The organism is Bartonella bilalgolemi, assembly GCF_023500045.1.
GTDB classification, from domain to species: domain Bacteria; phylum Pseudomonadota; class Alphaproteobacteria; order Rhizobiales; family Rhizobiaceae; genus Bartonella; species Bartonella bilalgolemii.
The window spans coordinates 200,713-217,362 of sequence record NZ_JAMCOF010000001.1 but is presented as its reverse complement, the minus strand read 5'-3'; the positions used below and the strand labels follow the sequence as shown (position 1 = coordinate 217,362).

16 protein-coding genes are annotated in these 16,650 nt (G+C 37.2%); 6 read left to right on the top strand and 10 right to left on the bottom strand.

The genetic code is table 11. The features are described from left to right. Positions 1-4 precede the first annotated feature (4 nt). Entirely contained in the window at positions 5-397 is a 393-nt protein-coding gene (locus tag M4Z11_RS00875; RefSeq protein WP_249674505.1) for a YMGG-like glycine zipper-containing protein, read from the bottom strand. Positions 398-512: 115 nt separating this feature from the next. Next, a complete protein-coding gene (locus M4Z11_RS00870) occupies positions 513-1,148 on the bottom strand; it encodes a thiamine diphosphokinase (RefSeq protein WP_249674503.1) in 636 nt (211 codons plus the stop codon). A 150-nt stretch (positions 1,149-1,298) separates the two neighbouring features. Here M4Z11_RS00870 and M4Z11_RS00865 point away from each other — a divergent pair, with 150 nt between their 5' ends. Next, positions 1,299-2,801, top strand: coding sequence for a M48 family metalloprotease (locus tag M4Z11_RS00865; RefSeq protein WP_409337871.1), 1,503 nt, complete (start codon positions 1,299-1,301; stop codon positions 2,799-2,801). Between the two features lie 72 nt (positions 2,802-2,873). Here M4Z11_RS00865 and M4Z11_RS00860 read toward each other — a convergent pair whose 3' ends face one another. Beyond that, positions 2,874-3,785, bottom strand: coding sequence for an RNA polymerase factor sigma-32 (locus tag M4Z11_RS00860; RefSeq protein ID WP_249674499.1), 912 nt, complete (start codon positions 3,783-3,785; stop codon positions 2,874-2,876). 585 nt (positions 3,786-4,370) lie between these two features. Here M4Z11_RS00860 and M4Z11_RS00855 point away from each other — a divergent pair. The 3 genes from M4Z11_RS00855 (at position 4,371) to M4Z11_RS00845 (ending at position 7,132) form a co-directional block, all read left to right on the top strand. Then, positions 4,371-5,900, top strand: coding sequence for a hypothetical protein (locus tag M4Z11_RS00855; RefSeq protein ID WP_249674498.1), 1,530 nt, complete (start codon positions 4,371-4,373; stop codon positions 5,898-5,900). A 39-nt stretch (positions 5,901-5,939) separates the two neighbouring features. After that, a complete protein-coding gene (gene fdxA, locus M4Z11_RS00850) occupies positions 5,940-6,278 on the top strand; it encodes a ferredoxin FdxA (protein WP_249674495.1) in 339 nt (112 codons plus the stop codon). A gap of 278 nt (positions 6,279-6,556) precedes the next feature. After that, positions 6,557-7,132 carry a CarD family transcriptional regulator gene (locus M4Z11_RS00845; RefSeq protein ID WP_249674492.1) on the top strand — a complete coding sequence of 192 codons (576 nt, stop codon included), beginning with the start codon at positions 6,557-6,559 and terminating at the stop codon, positions 7,130-7,132. 574 nt (positions 7,133-7,706) lie between these two features. Here M4Z11_RS00845 and rpmF read toward each other — a convergent pair. Next, on the bottom strand, positions 7,707-7,886 hold the full coding sequence (rpmF, locus tag M4Z11_RS00840) for a 50S ribosomal protein L32 (protein WP_035006774.1): 180 nt from the start codon (positions 7,884-7,886) through the stop codon (positions 7,707-7,709). Between the two features lie 164 nt (positions 7,887-8,050). Then, positions 8,051-8,704 carry a monofunctional biosynthetic peptidoglycan transglycosylase gene (gene mtgA / locus M4Z11_RS00835; protein WP_249674490.1) on the bottom strand — a complete coding sequence of 218 codons (654 nt, stop codon included), beginning with the start codon at positions 8,702-8,704 and terminating at the stop codon, positions 8,051-8,053. 133 nt (positions 8,705-8,837) lie between these two features. On the opposite strand from mtgA, the gene M4Z11_RS00830 reads away from it, so the two are divergent. Then, positions 8,838-9,740: a polyprenyl synthetase family protein gene (locus tag M4Z11_RS00830; protein ID WP_249675048.1), complete on the top strand. Its 903-nt coding sequence runs from the start codon at positions 8,838-8,840 to the stop codon at positions 9,738-9,740. A 169-nt stretch (positions 9,741-9,909) separates the two neighbouring features. Here M4Z11_RS00830 and ispG read toward each other — a convergent pair whose 3' ends face one another. Next, positions 9,910-11,148, bottom strand: a complete 1,239-nt coding sequence (ispG, locus tag M4Z11_RS00825) for a flavodoxin-dependent (E)-4-hydroxy-3-methylbut-2-enyl-diphosphate synthase (protein ID WP_249674488.1) — start codon at positions 11,146-11,148, stop codon at positions 9,910-9,912. Positions 11,149-11,404: 256 nt separating this feature from the next. Between ispG and M4Z11_RS00820 the strand changes: the two genes are divergently transcribed. Next, complete coding sequence (locus tag M4Z11_RS00820; RefSeq protein WP_249674486.1) at positions 11,405-11,692, top strand: hypothetical protein; 288 nt, start codon at positions 11,405-11,407, stop codon at positions 11,690-11,692. A 201-nt stretch (positions 11,693-11,893) separates the two neighbouring features. On the opposite strand, the gene M4Z11_RS00815 is transcribed toward M4Z11_RS00820, so the two are convergent. Genes M4Z11_RS00815 through atpD form a run of 4 tightly spaced genes read right to left on the bottom strand, consistent with a single transcriptional unit; the run spans position 11,894 to position 16,648 of the window. Then, positions 11,894-12,904: an HlyD family secretion protein gene (locus tag M4Z11_RS00815; protein ID WP_249674484.1), complete on the bottom strand. Its 1,011-nt coding sequence runs from the start codon at positions 12,902-12,904 to the stop codon at positions 11,894-11,896. Positions 12,905-12,927: 23 nt separating this feature from the next. Then, positions 12,928-14,568 carry an MFS transporter gene (locus tag M4Z11_RS00810; RefSeq protein ID WP_249675045.1) on the bottom strand — a complete coding sequence of 547 codons (1,641 nt, stop codon included), beginning with the start codon at positions 14,566-14,568 and terminating at the stop codon, positions 12,928-12,930. A gap of 23 nt (positions 14,569-14,591) precedes the next feature. After that, positions 14,592-15,008, bottom strand: coding sequence for an ATP synthase F1 subunit epsilon (gene atpC / locus M4Z11_RS00805; protein ID WP_249674481.1), 417 nt, complete (start codon positions 15,006-15,008; stop codon positions 14,592-14,594). Between the two features lie 47 nt (positions 15,009-15,055). Further along, positions 15,056-16,648 carry a F0F1 ATP synthase subunit beta gene (gene atpD / locus M4Z11_RS00800; RefSeq protein ID WP_249674479.1) on the bottom strand — a complete coding sequence of 531 codons (1,593 nt, stop codon included), beginning with the start codon at positions 16,646-16,648 and terminating at the stop codon, positions 15,056-15,058. Between the last annotated feature and the right edge of the window lie 2 nt (positions 16,649-16,650).

The window sequence follows — 16,650 nt, the reverse complement described above, 5'->3', positions numbered from 1 at the left end:
ATTATTAATGGCAAGGGGCCTGATAACGTTTCCCTCTTTGATCAGTATAAGTGCACAATTGTGGTGTCTGAGAAGCACAAGGTGCTTTATACACATAACCTTTTCCATCACTATAAGTGCATAAGCCAGACTGTTGAATTACTCTTTGCTGTATCATTTTCTTTTGATTTTTTCTCTGAACTGCAGCAGCACCTGTTACTGTTCCTGCAATAGCACCAACAGCTGCACCTGTCGTGACTGATCCAAGTGTTCCACCACCAATTGCTGAACCTGCTAAAGCACCTAATGCAGCACCACCAACACCATATTCTGAAATTTTTCGTTCAGAAACTGTACACGCTGTCGAACTTAACCCAACAACTGCAATAACTGCCATTGTTAAAACTGGTTTTAACATATTAAACCCTTTCTTTCTCTACTTTAAAGATTAAAATCACGTTATACTATTATATTAATCCTCTTGCTTTTCCTGTTCCTATCTTTTCATTTCATTTTATACACACAAAAAAACTCTATGATGCAGGTACAGACGCCAATAATATAGCTTTACCAGAACACAAATGACAACAAAAAGTTCCACAAATATGGTTAGAGAGTGTTAAAGAAGACCCAAAAGGCACATTTTTATCTAATAACGGCCATTTAACCCCTGACATTGTTAAACCCTGTAAATCAGAAAATCCAATAATACTGAAAAGACACCCATTCGGCAAATCACAAGAAAAGGATTGTGGTATAATTGGCCATCCTTCTTCATAACCACTGGTTAATAACACTGAAATACCTTTCTCTGCCATTGCAATTGCTTGAGTCATATGAGACAAAATATGATCACTTCTCTCTCCTCCAAAAGCACCACATAAAATAAGCCGTTGAGCGCCTTCCTGCAAAGCACGCTCACAAGCCAATGCGCTATCGGTTGCATCTTTATCAGGAGGGAAAAATTCCTGTGCAATATGACTATATTTCTGCAGTAAATCTTGATCAGAAGAATCAAAATCCCCTAACCATAATTCGGGCACAACGCATAATGCTTCAGCATGACGTATCCCACCATCAGCAGCAATTATGCGACTATTATGAATTTGGTCACACAAACGTTGAGTCACGCAAATGTCCCCATTTAATAATATTGTAAATGTTTTCATACTATATTATGCCTTTTATAAAACGCCCTTTAATATATTACTGCTATAGATTATAATCATGAAGACATCTAAAGAATCCTTTATAAAAATTCTTAAATATAAAATGCACACAAAATCTTAAAGCTAAAATAATAAAAAATGAGAAAAGCAATGATTCAAAGCTTTAGATCTTTTCAAAAAAATTTCTTTTCCTACCATATAATCTATAGAATATTTCTCGTAAGTTTCTTGCTTTTCCTTGTAGCATGCCAAACAGAATTTAAATGGAATAATCCCTTACATCCTTCAGACTTCCCTATAAAAACTGCTGATTCCAGCAACAACGATGTTTATGCTACATTAGGTGCTGCACAACATCCCCGCATCTTAAAAACCTATGGCAATGAATATAATAATCCCAAACTTGAGCGTATGTTAGCAAAAATTATAGGAAAACTCGTTGCCGTTTCACATAACCCTAATCAAACCTATCATGTTACAATTTTAAACTCAGCCCATGTGAATGCATTTGCTTTACCTGGTGGTTATATTTATGTAACCCGTGGAATGCTAGCACTCGCTAATGACTCTTCAGAAGTCGCGGCTGTGTTAGCGCATGAAATAGCGCATATTACAGCTAACCATGGTATCTTGCGCTTACAAAAAAAAGTAGAATTAAAACACATGAATAGCACTTCCTCACGTGTTAAATTATCCTCTGAAGGAGAATCGGACAACATTGTAAAAAATCAACAAACTCTAGCTCAATTTTCAAGGGATCAGGAACTTGAAGCTGACACCATTGGAATTGAAATGCTCCACCGTGCTGGATATGATTCATTTGCTTTTCCACGCTTTTTGCAATCAATGGAAGCCTATAAAGCTTTTCGCAACATTTCAGGAGCTACAAATGATTCATTAGACTTTTTAGCACATCATCCTACAACCCCGCAGCGAATTCGCCTTGCTATCAATAAAGCCCGTAAAATAAGCGCACCTGATCCTCAAATTGAAAATATTGATCGCGATACCTTTCTTAATGGCATCGATAACATGATCTTTGGCGGCAACTCTGATACAGGATATATCCGAGAAAATAAATTTGTTCATCCAAAATGGGGCATCACTTTCTCTGTCCCAACCAATTTTACCATAAACAATTCTTCCCCAGCTGTCATTGCAAGTGGTCCAGATAAAATTGCAATTCGTTTTGATGCCATCCCTTTTTCCATGAACATATCTGCAAGCGATTACTTGAAAAGCGGCTGGGTAGCTGGACTTGATGAAGCCTCTGTCCATCCTATAACAATTCAAGGCCTCCCTGCAGCCCATGCCTATGCAACTAACGAACAATGGCAGTTTTATATCGCTGTTATTCCCATCAAAAATCGTGTTTTCCGCTTTCTAACAGCAGCCCCTCATCATTCTAAAAATTTTGAAGCTATCGCCAAAAATACAGCCCAAAGTTTTCACTTCCTTTCTCCTCAAGAACTGAGAAATTTACCCCCTTTAAGAATCCGTATTGTCTCTGTTAAACAGAGAGACACAGTTTTAAGCCTTTCAGATAAAATGCAAGATACACCACACAAAGAAAAACTCTTTCGCCTGATTAATGGGCTTTCACCAACGCAAGCTCTTCTTGAAGGATCACGTGTTAAAATCATTTCTGAATGAATACATAAAAATATTTTTTGCCTCCTCATTAAACAATAATCATTTTGATTTCTTCAAAGAAGTATTCAATACCTATACTTGATAAACTTCTGCAGAATTCACTGTTAACAAAGCACAACGAAGCTTTTGCAAAGCCCGCGCTTCAATTTGGCGTACACGTTCTTTTGAAATCCCCAATTTTTCACCGAGTACTTCTAAGGTTGCACCCTCTTCATTTAAGCGGCGGAAACGAATAATTTCGAGTTCTCGTTCATTGAGGATTTTTAAAGCCTCATAAAGCCATTGTGTCCGCCGCTGCCCATCAATTACTTGTTCAATCACAGCATCGGGAAGAGGATGATCATCTATTAAAGAATCCATTTTAGTAATTGGAGTTTCACCACTCTCAGAAATAGAAACACTTAATGAATTATCCGTCCCAGAAAAACGAAAATCCATTTTTTCAACATCAGTCACTGAAACTCCAAGCTTTTCAGAAATAGCACAAAAAATTTCTTGTTTGGTCAAAGTATTATCATCTTGCGCTAATTTAGCGCGCAAACGCCGAAGATTAAAGAAGAGTGCTTTTTGCGAAGAACTCGTTCCTCCTCGAACAATTGACCAATTCCGTAAAATATAATCTTGAATAGAAGCCCTTATCCACCAAGTTGCATAGGTTGAAAAACGCACCTCACGATCAGGATCAAAACGTGCAGCCGCTTCTAAGAGCCCAACATATCCTTCTTGAACTAAATCCCCTAACGGCATTTTAAAACGTTTAAAACGACTAGCAATTGAAATAACCAAACGCATATGAGCAGCTGCAATCTGATGCATAGCATCATCATCACGTTTGTCTTTCCATCGCAGTGCTAAATCATGCTCTTTTTTTCGTTCAAGATACGGCGCCCGCATTGCAGAACGCATCATATTACGTCCTAAACTTGTATCAATATTATTAGAATTTTTACTGCTTTTATACACAACATGTGAATGACTACTCATAATAATCCCTTGCGATTAAAATTATTTTCCAAGTTGTTTTGACAACGACATCATTATTCGCTCTAACAAACTCTAAAGTTGTTTACTTTACAAATAACTACTTTAACGTGTATTTTTACAATCGCAATTGTTTTTTTACTTTGACCCCAAAACTTATTTAAAAAAAATAAAATTTATTTCTTTACACAGAGGCTTTCACATATAAAATGCCTGAAAATGCTTGTTTTTTTAACAACGCAATCAAATAAAAATAAAAAACCAAAAAGGATAAATGAAATAGATCAAAAAGGATAAATGAAATAGATCAAAAAGGATAAATGAAATAGAAATAAGTGTCTTCTATCTCTTACTTTAACTGTGAAATAAAAGTTTCACTTTAAATTTAACCCTATAATTACAATTAAAAGTTGTATGATATATTGATAAGAAAATTTCAAAAATGAAATAAAATCTCCAAAATTTGAATACCTGCAAAAAGACAATAAGAACACATTGAAGCAAGCACAATAAACGTGCTAAAATGCCCAAAAGAATGCGAAATAATGTTATCAAGAACAACCTTTACCCCATACTTTGAGAAAGAAGATGATCATGGAGAGCAAAATTATTCAAAAAGATGATGTTCTTATTGAAAAAAGTGGAAGTGGCAGATTTGAAGGGTTTCGTTTTTATATCAATAAAGGCAACACAGATAAAGAAACTGATGAACAAAATAGTATCGATAACGAAAGTTTGATTGCTGCCTTTACGAAACGTGCAACACGTTTTTGTGCTGCCGCTAATGGGGATTTTACACTCAGTTCTGATGGAATTATTCGCTGGATTGGTCAACCTGTCGGACAACTAGTTGCAACAACAGACATTTTAAAACCCAAAGTTCTTCTCTTAGCAGATGTACAATTAACAAGCGAATCTCGTGACCAAGTAATAGCTCGATTAGAGCGTTTTGTAATCTTTCATTTTGAAACAACTTTAAAACCCCTCTTAGATTTACATAATGCTGATAATTTGACAGATTCAACAGCTGAACTTGCTTCACAACTTGTCAATTCTTTAGGCATTTTACCCCGTCGTAGTGTCGCCCAAATAGTTAAAAATCTTGACCAAGAAGCACGGAGGAATCTTCGTCAGCTGGGCATTCGCTTCGGTGCTTTTAATATTTATGTTATGGGAATGCTCAAACCAGCACCAATTCAAGCACTCATACTTCTTTGGTGTCTCAAAAATAAAGACAGTGATCAAACCGGGTTAAATGAAATATTAGCTGCTTTGAACAATGGGCGAACCTCATTTGTTGCTGACCCGACTCATAACCCAACACTCTATCGTTTAGCGGGTTATCAAATTCTAGGAAAACGTGCTGTACGTATTGATATTCTAGAACGTCTTGCCAATCTTATTCGCCCTACACTGCATTGGAAACCAGGATTAGAACCAAAACCAGACGGCGCCTATGATGGTAAAAGTTTTTTTGTCACTCCAGCGATGATGTCTAATCTTGGTGCCAATGAGACTGATATGAACGAAATTCTTAAAGGACTTGGTTATCGGTCACATCGTCATGATAATTCTGTGCCTACAAAAAATCTTGCCTACGAACACTCTTCTCATAATACCTCAATAACAACGGCATTGTTTCCTGAAGCAGAATGTGTCGGTGATCTCTGGAAAACAATACAACAATTCAACACACCTCAAGCAGAAATAAAAACGACTTCTTCTCTTGAACAAACCCCCTGTGCCACAGATTGTTTACCAAAAGCTGAGCCTGTTGGGGATCTTGCCAAACACATGCAAAATACAGCAGAAAATAAAACTGTTTTATTGTGGCGTTATCATTCTCAACAAACACAACATTATCGGAACCGTGATAACTCCAAACAAAAACGGCAAGAGAAGTACAAAAAAACTTTCACACAAGGAAGCAATACACACTATAACACCTCTCAAGAAAAACCTTTAAAAGCTCAACATTCTTATAAGTATAATAAAAAGAAAACTGCTTCCTTACACAAGAAATCATTGCAAACACAAAATCATGATTCTAATTCACCTTTTGCCAAATTGGCTGTGCTCCGTGATCAACTTAAACGTGATAAGGATGCACGCTTATAAACCCTTTTAAGACCCTAAAATGGAAAATGGAGTTTGATCTTGACTTATGTTGTGACTGACAATTGCATTCAGTGCAAATATACTGATTGCGTTGAAGTTTGTCCTGTTGACTGTTTTTATGAAGGCGAGAATATGCTTGTTATTCACCCTGATGAATGTATCGATTGTGGTGTCTGTGAGCCAGAATGCCCAGCTGAAGCTATTAAACCAGATACTGAACCAGGACTAGAAAAATGGCTGGAGCTCAATCTAGACTATGCAAATAAGTGGCCTAATTTAACGACAAAAAAAGATCCACTCCCCCAAGCAAAAGAAATGGATGGTATTCCCAATAAATTAGAAAAGTATTTTTCAGAAAATCCAGGAAGTGGTGAATAATACCTCGTTTTATGAACAAGAGATCTTTCCAAAAGTTTAAATCATTTAATGTGCACACAAAATTCTTAAGAGAAATGATTGATTCTTTTGAATTTTTATGTTAACAAAGTTTTAACATGGCTATTTTGCTAAGTATTTTTTTTGCTTTTTTTACTAAAGTATTTTTGATTTAGTCTTAAAGTACTTAGCTTCAGTGTTCAGTTCAAAGATATTTAGCTTTAAAGCATTTAATTTGTTTGCCAATATCATTATTAGTCACAAAGGGAGTAAATTAAAATATGGCACCCCCGCGAAATACCTCTTCTAGTGCTAAAGATTTTGCAACCTCTGAGTATATCGTTTATCCTACCCATGGAGTAGGGCAAATTATGGCGATTGAAGAACAAGAAGTTGCAGGGCATAAATTAAAACTTTTTGTAATTCACTTTGCTAAAGATAAAATGGATGTAAAAGTGCCTATTGCAAAAGCCCTTTCTACTGGAATGCGCAAATTATCTACGGTTGATTCTGTGAATCGCGCTTTTAAAATCCTTCAAGGAAGAGCACGAATTAAACGCACTATGTGGTCACGGCGAGCTCAAGAATATGATACTAAAATTAATTCAGGAGATATCATTTCTATTGCTGAAGTAGTTCGCGATCTTTTCCGTTCAGATCTACAACCTGAACAATCTTATTCAGAGCGTCAACTCTACACCATTGCTCTCGATCGCATGGCCCGTGAAATTGCTGCTATCAATAACCTTACCGAAACGGAAGCGATAAACTTAATAGAAAAATACCTGACTAAAAAATCAAAATGCGAATTTAAAAATGAAATTGATGAAGGGAGTAATGCTGTTTACGCTGCGTAATTTACCGTAAAATTTTGCGTTATAACAGGATAAACGAGCAAAAATTAGTTTTTAATTATTAACTGACCTGTTCCTTAGGCTTTGTTTCCTTAGGTTTAGGAAAAAATCTTTATTGCGAGCCGAGGAACCTCTTTTAATATATCAATTTCGCATGCAGACAATCATCTCTTCTAAAAGAGAAAGATGATTGCTTTATAGAATAAATTATAAGTACAACAAAGGCTTTTATCATAAAAACAGTTAATCGTATAAATTGTGAAAAAGCCTCCCACTTATTTAATCCAAATTCCAGAATTTGTAATCAATTTGATTATTGGCGTCTGATAAACAATTTATTTTTTTAACAGGTAAAATTGGACGCGCACGATATATGCCTATTTCAAAATAATATGATGAGAGTAACGCAATTCACCGGAATTTTTATTAAGTTATAATTGCTCCAACAATAAAAAGCCTTCCCCTAAAGCCCTCCTTGTCAAAAGAAAAAGCAACCAACTATAAGAGTATAGCAAAGTTTTTTTGCCTACTAAATCCAAATCTGCAGCAATAAACTGTTTGATATCTGGTAGATAGCTCATTCTTTAGCGGGCAAAACTGAACGCCCACGATACATCCCTGTTTTCAAATCAATATGATGAGGGCGACGCAACTCGCCGGAACTTTTATCCTCAATATAAGTAGGGGCTTTAAGGGCATCAGCCGAACGGCGCATACCTCGTTTCGATGGAGAGGTTTTTCGTTTAGGTACAGCCATAAAAGGATACTCCACACTCATCAACACAGAAGCACTAACGCCCAAAATGACAACTTCTGTCAACAATTAGAATAAAATTTCGTTTCTTTATACACTGATTATAATCTTTTGACTAGACTTTCGTATAATTTTTTGTTTTTCTTTTCAATAATTCTAGCTATTCTTCAATGAATACAGTGTGTATAAGCACGTGAAAAATGAATTCGTTTTTCAATAAGACGGGTTAAAGCTATAAAATTATCGGCTGGTTGATATGGATTGCGCCAATAAGGATTGGGTAAACTTGCCACAAGAGCTGCAGCTTGTTGCACAGATAAATTTCGTGCAGGCTTCTGAAAATAATAAAAAGCGGCAGCTTCTATTCCATAAATTCCAGGACCCCATTCTGCAATATTCAAATAAATTTCTATAATCCGTTTTTTTGATAAAATAATATCAGCCATAATAGAATAAGGAATTTCAATAATCTTGCGGATATAAGATCTATTAGGCCATAAGAAAAGATTTTTGATCATTTGCATATTGATTGTTGATCCTCCTCGCAAAGATTTTGAATCCGTTCTTAAGATATCGATCAACATAGCCCAATCAACACCAGAATGATGACAAAATCGCCCATCTTCGGACATAATAACTCCAGTCGGCACTGAAAATGCAATATCAGGCAGTGCAACCCATTCACGTTTATATCTTTTGTCACTCACCCAATCACGCATCATTAAAGTAGAAACAGGGCGAACAAAATCCAAACGATAAATCAATAACAAAATAATTGGACACAAAAATAAAAACACGAGACAACTGATCACATAACGCATTACCCTTATCGCCACCTTTTCCTCTCTTTTTATTTTTTTACAAAATTTAAGAGCATGAAAATAACCGTTTTATTCTTCATCTTTTTATCATAAAAAGAACCTTACCATTTTGCAAAGAAGAAAGGAAGAAATGATGCATGAATTCACGACTCTTCTTGCAAAACACGCTCATAATGTTGAGAAGCGACTTGACATACTTCTAAGTCATAAAGCCCAAAATAATGAAATTACCCGACCTGAAATCCTCATCAATGCTATGCGCCATGGTGTTTTGAATGGTGGCAAACGCTTACGTCCTTTCCTGGTTATTCAAAGTGCGGCTCTTTTTGATATCCCTCCTGAACACTCTCTTGATATTGGCGTAGCACTGGAATGTCTTCACTGTTATTCACTCATTCATGATGATCTTCCTGCTCTAGATAATGATACACTCCGACGTGGCAAGCCCACTGTTCACATAGCCTTTGATGAAGGCACTGCAATTTTAGCAGGTAATGCACTTCTCACTTTTGCCTTTGAAATCATTGCCCACAAAGCCTGTTTCTTTTCTCCAAAAACAAAAATTGATCTGATTACAGCTCTCACGCAAGCTGCAGGCCTTGGTGGCATGATCGGTGGACAAATGCTCGATTTAGAAGCTGAAAAAAAATCACAAAATGAAAGTGCGACGATCACTTTACAACAGATGAAAACAGCTGCTCTTATACGTTTTGCCTGTCAAGCAGGTGCTATTATGGGTCAAGCCTCCAAAACATTAACCGACAAACTTGCCTCCTTTGGTACACAGATCGGCTTAGCTTTTCAATTGACAGATGACCTTCTTGACCTTACTTCTCATACAAAAATTCTTGGAAAAACTGTAGGGAAAGATCAAATAGCTAATAAAGCAACACTCATCAATCTTTATGGTCTTGACGAAGTTAAAAAAAAACGAGATGAACTCATCACAAAAGCAGAAGAACTTCTTCTTCCTTTCGGGGCTAAAGCGATCCCATTGAAACAAGCAGCACACTTTATTGCAACACGTAAAAATTAAAACTTCCCATTCTTTTGGGGCATAAATAAAATAAAAGCAGGTAGAATGAAATAATTCTTTTGTATCACCCACACAAAATGGGCATAAATATATTCTTCTACAATTTCCTTAAGTATCTTAGCAACATAGAGAACAAAGAAGAGAGAACAACATAACCCTCTTGTATCAATTATGTCCCAAAACGTGTGTGAATATACTCTCCTAAAATTGCTTCAAACTCTTCGGCAATGTGAGGACCGCGCAAAGTCTTTACTTTCTTCCCATCAATAAAAACAGGAGCTGCTGGATTTTCCCCCACCCCAGGTAATGAAATTCCAATATCAGCATGTTTTGATTCCCCTGGTCCATTGACAATACACCCCATGACAGCAACTTTTAAACCTTCAACACCAGGATATTTATTACGCCAAACTGGCATATTTTTGCACAAATCTGCTTCGATTTTTTGCGCTAACTGTTGAAAAAACGTCGAAGTTGTCCGACCACATCCTGGACACGCAGCAACCACAGGAACAAATTGCCGAAACCCCATAACTTGCAAAAGTTCTTGACATACTTTTACTTCTCGCGTTCGATCACCGCCGGGTTCAGGTGTTAATGAAATACGAATTGTATCACCAATTCCTTGCTGTAATAAAATTCCCAAAGCCACAGAAGAAGCAACAATTCCCTTTGTCCCCATACCTGCCTCTGTCAATCCGAGATGAAGAGCATAATTACACCGTTTTGCCAACATGGTATAAACAGAAATGAGATCTTGTACATCACTCATTTTAACAGAGAGAATAATGTATTCCCGTCCTAAACCAGTTTCTTCAGCCAAAAGAGCTGAATGAAGTGCCGATTGAACTACAGCCTCCCGAATAACTTCAGTAACAGATAAAGGCTTTTCCTGCTGAGCATTTTCATCCATAAGCCGTGTTAATAACACATGATCTAGTGATCCCCAATTCACCCCAATCCGTATAGGTTTACGATAATGGCATGCCATCTGAATAATTTGAATAAATTGCTTATCCTTTTTTGCACCAAAACCAACATTGCCAGGATTAATGCGATATTTTGAAAGCGCTTCTGCACATGCAGGATAATCAGCCAAAAGCGTATGACCAATATAATGAAAATCCCCTACCAATGGCACAAAAATACCCAACCGTTCCAACCGCTCTCGTATCTTAGGAACAGCCGCTGCTGCTTCATTCCGATCAACAGTTATTCGAACCAATTGAGATCCTGCACGCCAAAGAGCAGCAACTTGAGCGACCGTCGCATCAACATCAGCCGTATCCGTATTCGTCATAGACTGAATAACAATTGGATTCTCGCCCCCAATCATAACATCACCAACTGCAACAGCAACAGACCGGTGACGCTCTAAAGGTTTAGATAAATAATGTGCTACATCCATCAGCTCCTCAAAACTTTCAAAACCTGAGCTTATTTAGCCTTATGGTAATATTCACCATAGCACAATTCAAAAGAATGAATTGATTAGAAAATTTTTTCAAGAGTCTCTATTTTTAAACATCAAAAATCAATGATAAACAGAAGTTAAGAAAGAAAAATGCAACCTTTCAATTTTCAATCCATTATACCAAACTCCACAGACAATTCCCATCTTGCACATTTACTATAAAACATTAAAAATAAGAAGGAGTAAACCCATGTATATATTTCAAAGCCCTTGCAAAAAAAATGATAACATCAAAAAACGCATTGCGCAATTACAAGAAGAGCTCACAACTATCAACCGTCAGCCCCTTCAGAACCATCATTTTGATAGCATCTCCAAAATGCTGAAAAAATGGAAACTAAAAGGACACCGGGCTCTTTACCACATCAACAACCATGCCGAAGAGCTAAAAAAGAAAGCAAAAGACAACCCTAAAACAACTCTCTTATTAACTGCTGGACTCGTTTTAACCAGCTATTTTCTAATGCGCAAAAACTAACAACGCACCAATATCGCTTTTGGCATGATTCATTGAATCATTTTTACCGCCCACCCAAAATCAGCATTCTGTCATCTTCTCTTGAAATAAGATAAGAATCCTACACCATTCTTGAAAACAAAAAACCATAAGAATGAAAAAATAAACCCAACAAAATCCTCTAAACTAAAAATCCGCTGATCGCAAAATAAAGAGAACATTTCAATCCCTAGAATGGTGCGATGCTGTATCAACATACGTCACTACCGACATTCCAGGAATAAGTTTCTTAACTCCTTCCTGCCCTTGATCTATGGCAATACGAATAGAGATACGTTGCGCAATTTTGATAAAATTACCATTTGCAGTTTCTGTCCCTAATAATGAAAATTCTGATCTCGTCGCAGGAGCAAAACGTACCACACGGCCTGTTAATTTTTGATTGTTTAAAGCATCAGCGTAAAAAATAACAGGTTGTCCAATACGCATATCAGCAATCTGTGTTTCCTTATAATGAGCAATAATCCAAATATCCTCAGGAACAACAGCAACCAACCGCATACCAGGCACTACATATTGGCCTATTTGTACGCCAACCGATCCAATATGTCCTACAGTAGGAGAGATAATTTTAGTGTGCGCTAAATTCAGCTCAGCTACTTCAACACCCGCCTTTGCTCCCGCAATATCCGATTGCAAACCTTGTCGTTCAAATTCCAATTTCTTCTGCAACTGGCTTTTTGTTTCAAATGTTTCTGATAAATGTGGAGAAGCAGAAGATGAAGATAATGGCAAAGCTTCTTGAGAATTTAAATTCTTAGAGTGAGACAATTCATTCTTAGATAATTTCTGAGAATGAACCATTTCAGTTCTTAACGTATCAATTTCCTTTTCTAAAAGTTGAATCTGTAACAAAACGCTCGCGAGTTTCGCCTTTTTTGCCTCAAGAATTGCTTGCGCCTGCACAAGCTGGTGCCGGAAAAGGGTGTCATCCAGTTCAAATAAAACCGTTCCCTTTTCAACTTTTTGATAATCTTGAACATAAACCCGTGTCACTATACCAGAAATTTGCGGGCTTATCAGAGTAATATTTCCCTTAATTAAAGCATTATCGGTTTTTTGAAGGGTGCTCATAAATGGCGGCAATTGCCAAGCCCATAAAATCAATACAATGCCCATTATACCGGATAAGAATGCAACAATTGTTGATTTTGATCGCAAAAATTTGATCATTGCTTTTTACTCACCCTTACTGATCATACTTTACTTTTGAAAAGCATCATAGAATTCTTATAAAAATATGATTTATAAAATATTTTGAGAAGAAAAATAATTAAAACAACCATTGACATATAACAATAAAGCCGAAAAACATCGTTATAAGCCAAAATATTTGCTGTCAATTTCAACTGATCTGTTAGACTTAGTATCGTTTTCTCACCCTTCAAATTATCAGATACTAAAGCACTATAAGGAGAAGATAAGTTACTTATCTTATCGAAAACAAGTGTGCTTGTCGTTGTAATTTCTTGTGTTAAATCTTCAAAATGATGACATGCGAAAAAAAATTGTAAACTGCCAAAAAGAGCTGCACTCACAAGCCCTCCTGTAACTTGTGCCAATAAAAAAATCGCAATAAAACTTAAAATATAATTAGGTCCTCGTGCACTCGCTTTAACAAAACCATTACATAAAGCAGGAGGCAAAAAAAGAGCATAACCAAAACCGATCAACCCTTGACTTATAATCATATCCACCGGACGGGTTAACTGGCTCACATGACTATCTAAATAAGATCCCAGTGCTAAACAGCCCAAAGATAAAAGATAAAAATAATCTTCACGACCCATTCGTAAAAAAAATACACAAATACCACCCCCTAAAAAGGTACCGAAAGTAACTGCAAGATACATAGGAGCCATATCACGATTCAACAAACCAAAAAGATTAAAGAAGTCTGCAGCTAAAATTGATTGCTCTAACAAGAGAATTCGAAATACCAATAAAACCAAAACAACCTGGATCATTTCTTTGCTAAAAAGCCAACGTAAATCAACCAACGGAGTTGCTCTATTCAGCTCAATTATAATGGCAATCGTCAAAGAAAAAACCGCAAGTGTAAGTCCCCAACCAATCCATAACGTTTCAGTCCACCAATACCATTTGCCAATAGACATCACGATAGCATTTAAACCAAGTCCAAGCGCAATCAAACTATAGCTTACCCAATCTAATTTCTTAATCACCTTGTCGTAAACAATTGGCTTAAGTGGAAGAGAAAAAATACATCCTAAACCAATCAAAACAAGCCCCATTTCCATTGCTGAAAGGCTAGAAAATCCACCATTTTCAAGAAGATTTGGTGAAATCAAACGAGACAAAGGAACTGCTAAAGCCGCATTCATATAATTTAAACTGAGACCAATAGTATATTTCTTTGACGGTGCAAAAGCTTCCATCATATAAAGAAAGGCTAGAGAAGCCATTGGTGCAGCAGCGATACCAGCGAAAAAACGAATAATCAAAGCCGAACGTAAATCTGTAACAAACAAGTGCAAAACACACACTACAACAAATCCTAGAATCGATAGTTCAGCAAAATTCCGTAAGCCAAATTGATAACGAATCTTAATCAACATGATTGTAATACTTACATTGGGTGCCATATAAGCAGCGACCAACCATGTAGTTTCAATAAGCGTTGTGTTGAAATCTCCTGTGAGCTCGATAATATTGGATTGAACCATATTGGCACCTAAACCATAAGCCCATTGTAAAATAAAAGAAGCAAAAATATAAGTGAAGCACTTTGGCAAAGGTCCGGAAAAAATAGCATCCGTATGAGGGAAAGGCCCAACTTCTGCAGCAGATACCGCATCATTCCCTTCGTTACTCATCTTTTCTATTCCCGCATTTTTCATTATGCTACTGTTGAGGAACCATCCACAGATATTAGTTTCTGAAACAACTCTTCCATTTTATGATGAGTCTTACCGCTTGAATTTTCTTCCACCATGACTCGAACTTCTGCCATGCGCTGCTCAAGATCATGAAGAGATAAATGGTTAACGGCAACAACAGTTTCAGCCAAAAGAGAGCATCCCGAAGATGTGATGTCTGCAACACCTCCCAAAAGAGCAAATACCTTTTCTCCCGAGGAAGATATAACCCTAATAACACCTGGAGCGAGATTCACCACTAAAGGAGCATGATTAGCCATAACCGTTAAATATCCCGATACTGAAGGCAAAACAACAGATATCACTTTTTCTGAAAAGACAAGTTTTTCAGGTGATACAAGCTCAAACAAGAAAGATTCTGTTCTTTTATTTTCCACGGGAACCCCTTGTCTTTCTAAGACAAACATTCATTACAGAGCACCTTTTATGAAGAAGCTTCTACAATCAAACGTTTTCCTTTTTCAATTGCTTCATCAATCGAACCAACCATGTAAAAAGCTGCTTCTGGTAAATCATCATACTCGCCGGCGCACAACCCTTTAAATCCTTCAATAGTTTCTTCTAAAGAAACCAACTTTCCAGGAGCACCAGTAAAAGCTTCTGCTACATGGAAAGGTTGCGAAAGAAAACGTTCAATTTTACGCGCCCGCGCAACCAACAATTTATCTTCTTCAGATAATTCATCCATACCAAGAATAGCGATAATATCTTGCAAAGATTTATAACGTTGCAAAATATTTTGAACCTGACAAGCAACAGCATAATGCTCCTCACCCACGATCAATGGATCCAGCATTCGCGAAAAAGAATCGAGCGGATCCACTGCTGGATAAATTCCTTTTTCCGCAATTGAGCGAGAAAGAACCGTTGTTGCATCTAAATGCGCAAAAGACGTAGCAGGCGCTGGATCAGTTAAATCATCAGCGGGAACATAAATAGCTTGAACAGACGTAATAGAACCCGTTTTGGTACTTGTAATACGTTCTTGCAAAGCTCCCATATCCGTCGCCAAGGTTGGTTGATACCCCACGGCAGAAGGAATACGTCCCAAAAGAGCTGAAACTTCCGCACCAGCTTGTGTAAAACGAAAAATATTATCCACAAAGAAAAGCACATCTTGCCCTTCATCACGAAAACTTTCTGCAATCGTCAAACCTGAAAGCGCTACACGTGCACGTGCCCCTGGTGGCTCATTCATCTGTCCATAAACAAGTGCACATTTTGAACCTGCAGTTGAATCATGCTCTCTCGGATCTACATTCACACGACTTTCAATCATTTCATAATATAAATCATTGCCTTCACGTGTACGCTCTCCTACACCGGCAAACACTGAATAACCTCCATGTGCTTTTGCGATATTGTTGATAAGCTCCATAATTAAAACGGTCTTACCGACACCAGCTCCTCCAAACAACCCAACCTTTCCTCCCTTAGAATAAGGTGCGAGCAAATCAATCACTTTAATCCCTGTAACAAGAATTTCTGATTCGGTTGATTGTTCTATATATGTAGGAGCTTCTTGATGAATTGAACGTTTTTTAGTCGCCATAATTGGTCCAAATTCGTCAACGGGTTCCCCAATCACATTCATAATACGACCAAGAGTTGCTTCTCCAACAGGCACACAAATTTGCGCCCCCGTATCATAAACCTTTTGACCACGAACAAGACCCTCTGTTGTATCCATCGCAATGGTACGAACTGTATTTTCACCTAAATGTTGAGCTACTTCTAGAACAAGTCGATTTCCCAAATTTTCTGTTTCCAACGCATTAAGAATATTAGGTAATTCTCCTTCAAAATGCACATCAACAACAGCTCCTATAACCTGCCTAATTTCACCAACAGATCCCTTTGGACGGACAGTTTTAGAATCAACATCCGCAAAACTAGAAGATTTTTGTGTACCTTTCACCGACTTTGCTGAGGAAATCTTTTTTACGCCTGAACGAGCAACTGATTTTTTTTCTTCACCTTTTTCTGCTCTTTTTTTGGACGTTTCTGCTTTCATCATTA

Bases quoted from the DNA above. Each gene is read 5' to 3' on its own strand.
- M4Z11_RS00875 (WP_249674505.1), bottom strand. From the start codon at position 397: ATGTTAAAACCAGTTTTAACAATGGCAGTTATTGCAGTTGTTGGGTTA.
- M4Z11_RS00870 (WP_249674503.1), bottom strand. From the start codon at position 1,148: ATGAAAACATTTACAATATTATTAAATGGGGACATTTGCGTGACTCAA.
- M4Z11_RS00865 (WP_409337871.1), top strand. From the start codon at position 1,299: ATGATTCAAAGCTTTAGATCTTTTCAAAAAAATTTCTTTTCCTACCAT.
- M4Z11_RS00860 (WP_249674499.1), bottom strand. From the start codon at position 3,785: ATGAGTAGTCATTCACATGTTGTGTATAAAAGCAGTAAAAATTCTAAT.
- M4Z11_RS00855 (WP_249674498.1), top strand. From the start codon at position 4,371: ATGATCATGGAGAGCAAAATTATTCAAAAAGATGATGTTCTTATTGAA.
- M4Z11_RS00845 (WP_249674492.1), top strand. From the start codon at position 6,557: ATGGCACCCCCGCGAAATACCTCTTCTAGTGCTAAAGATTTTGCAACC.
- rpmF (WP_035006774.1), bottom strand. From the start codon at position 7,886: ATGGCTGTACCTAAACGAAAAACCTCTCCATCGAAACGAGGTATGCGC.
- mtgA (WP_249674490.1), bottom strand. From the start codon at position 8,704: ATGCGTTATGTGATCAGTTGTCTCGTGTTTTTATTTTTGTGTCCAATT.
- M4Z11_RS00830 (WP_249675048.1), top strand. From the start codon at position 8,838: ATGCATGAATTCACGACTCTTCTTGCAAAACACGCTCATAATGTTGAG.
- ispG (WP_249674488.1), bottom strand. From the start codon at position 11,148: ATGGATGTAGCACATTATTTATCTAAACCTTTAGAGCGTCACCGGTCT.
- M4Z11_RS00820 (WP_249674486.1), top strand. From the start codon at position 11,405: ATGTATATATTTCAAAGCCCTTGCAAAAAAAATGATAACATCAAAAAA.
- M4Z11_RS00815 (WP_249674484.1), bottom strand. From the start codon at position 12,904: ATGATCAAATTTTTGCGATCAAAATCAACAATTGTTGCATTCTTATCC.
- M4Z11_RS00810 (WP_249675045.1), bottom strand. From the start codon at position 14,568: ATGAGTAACGAAGGGAATGATGCGGTATCTGCTGCAGAAGTTGGGCCT.
- atpD (WP_249674479.1), bottom strand. From the start codon at position 16,648: ATGATGAAAGCAGAAACGTCCAAAAAAAGAGCAGAAAAAGGTGAAGAA.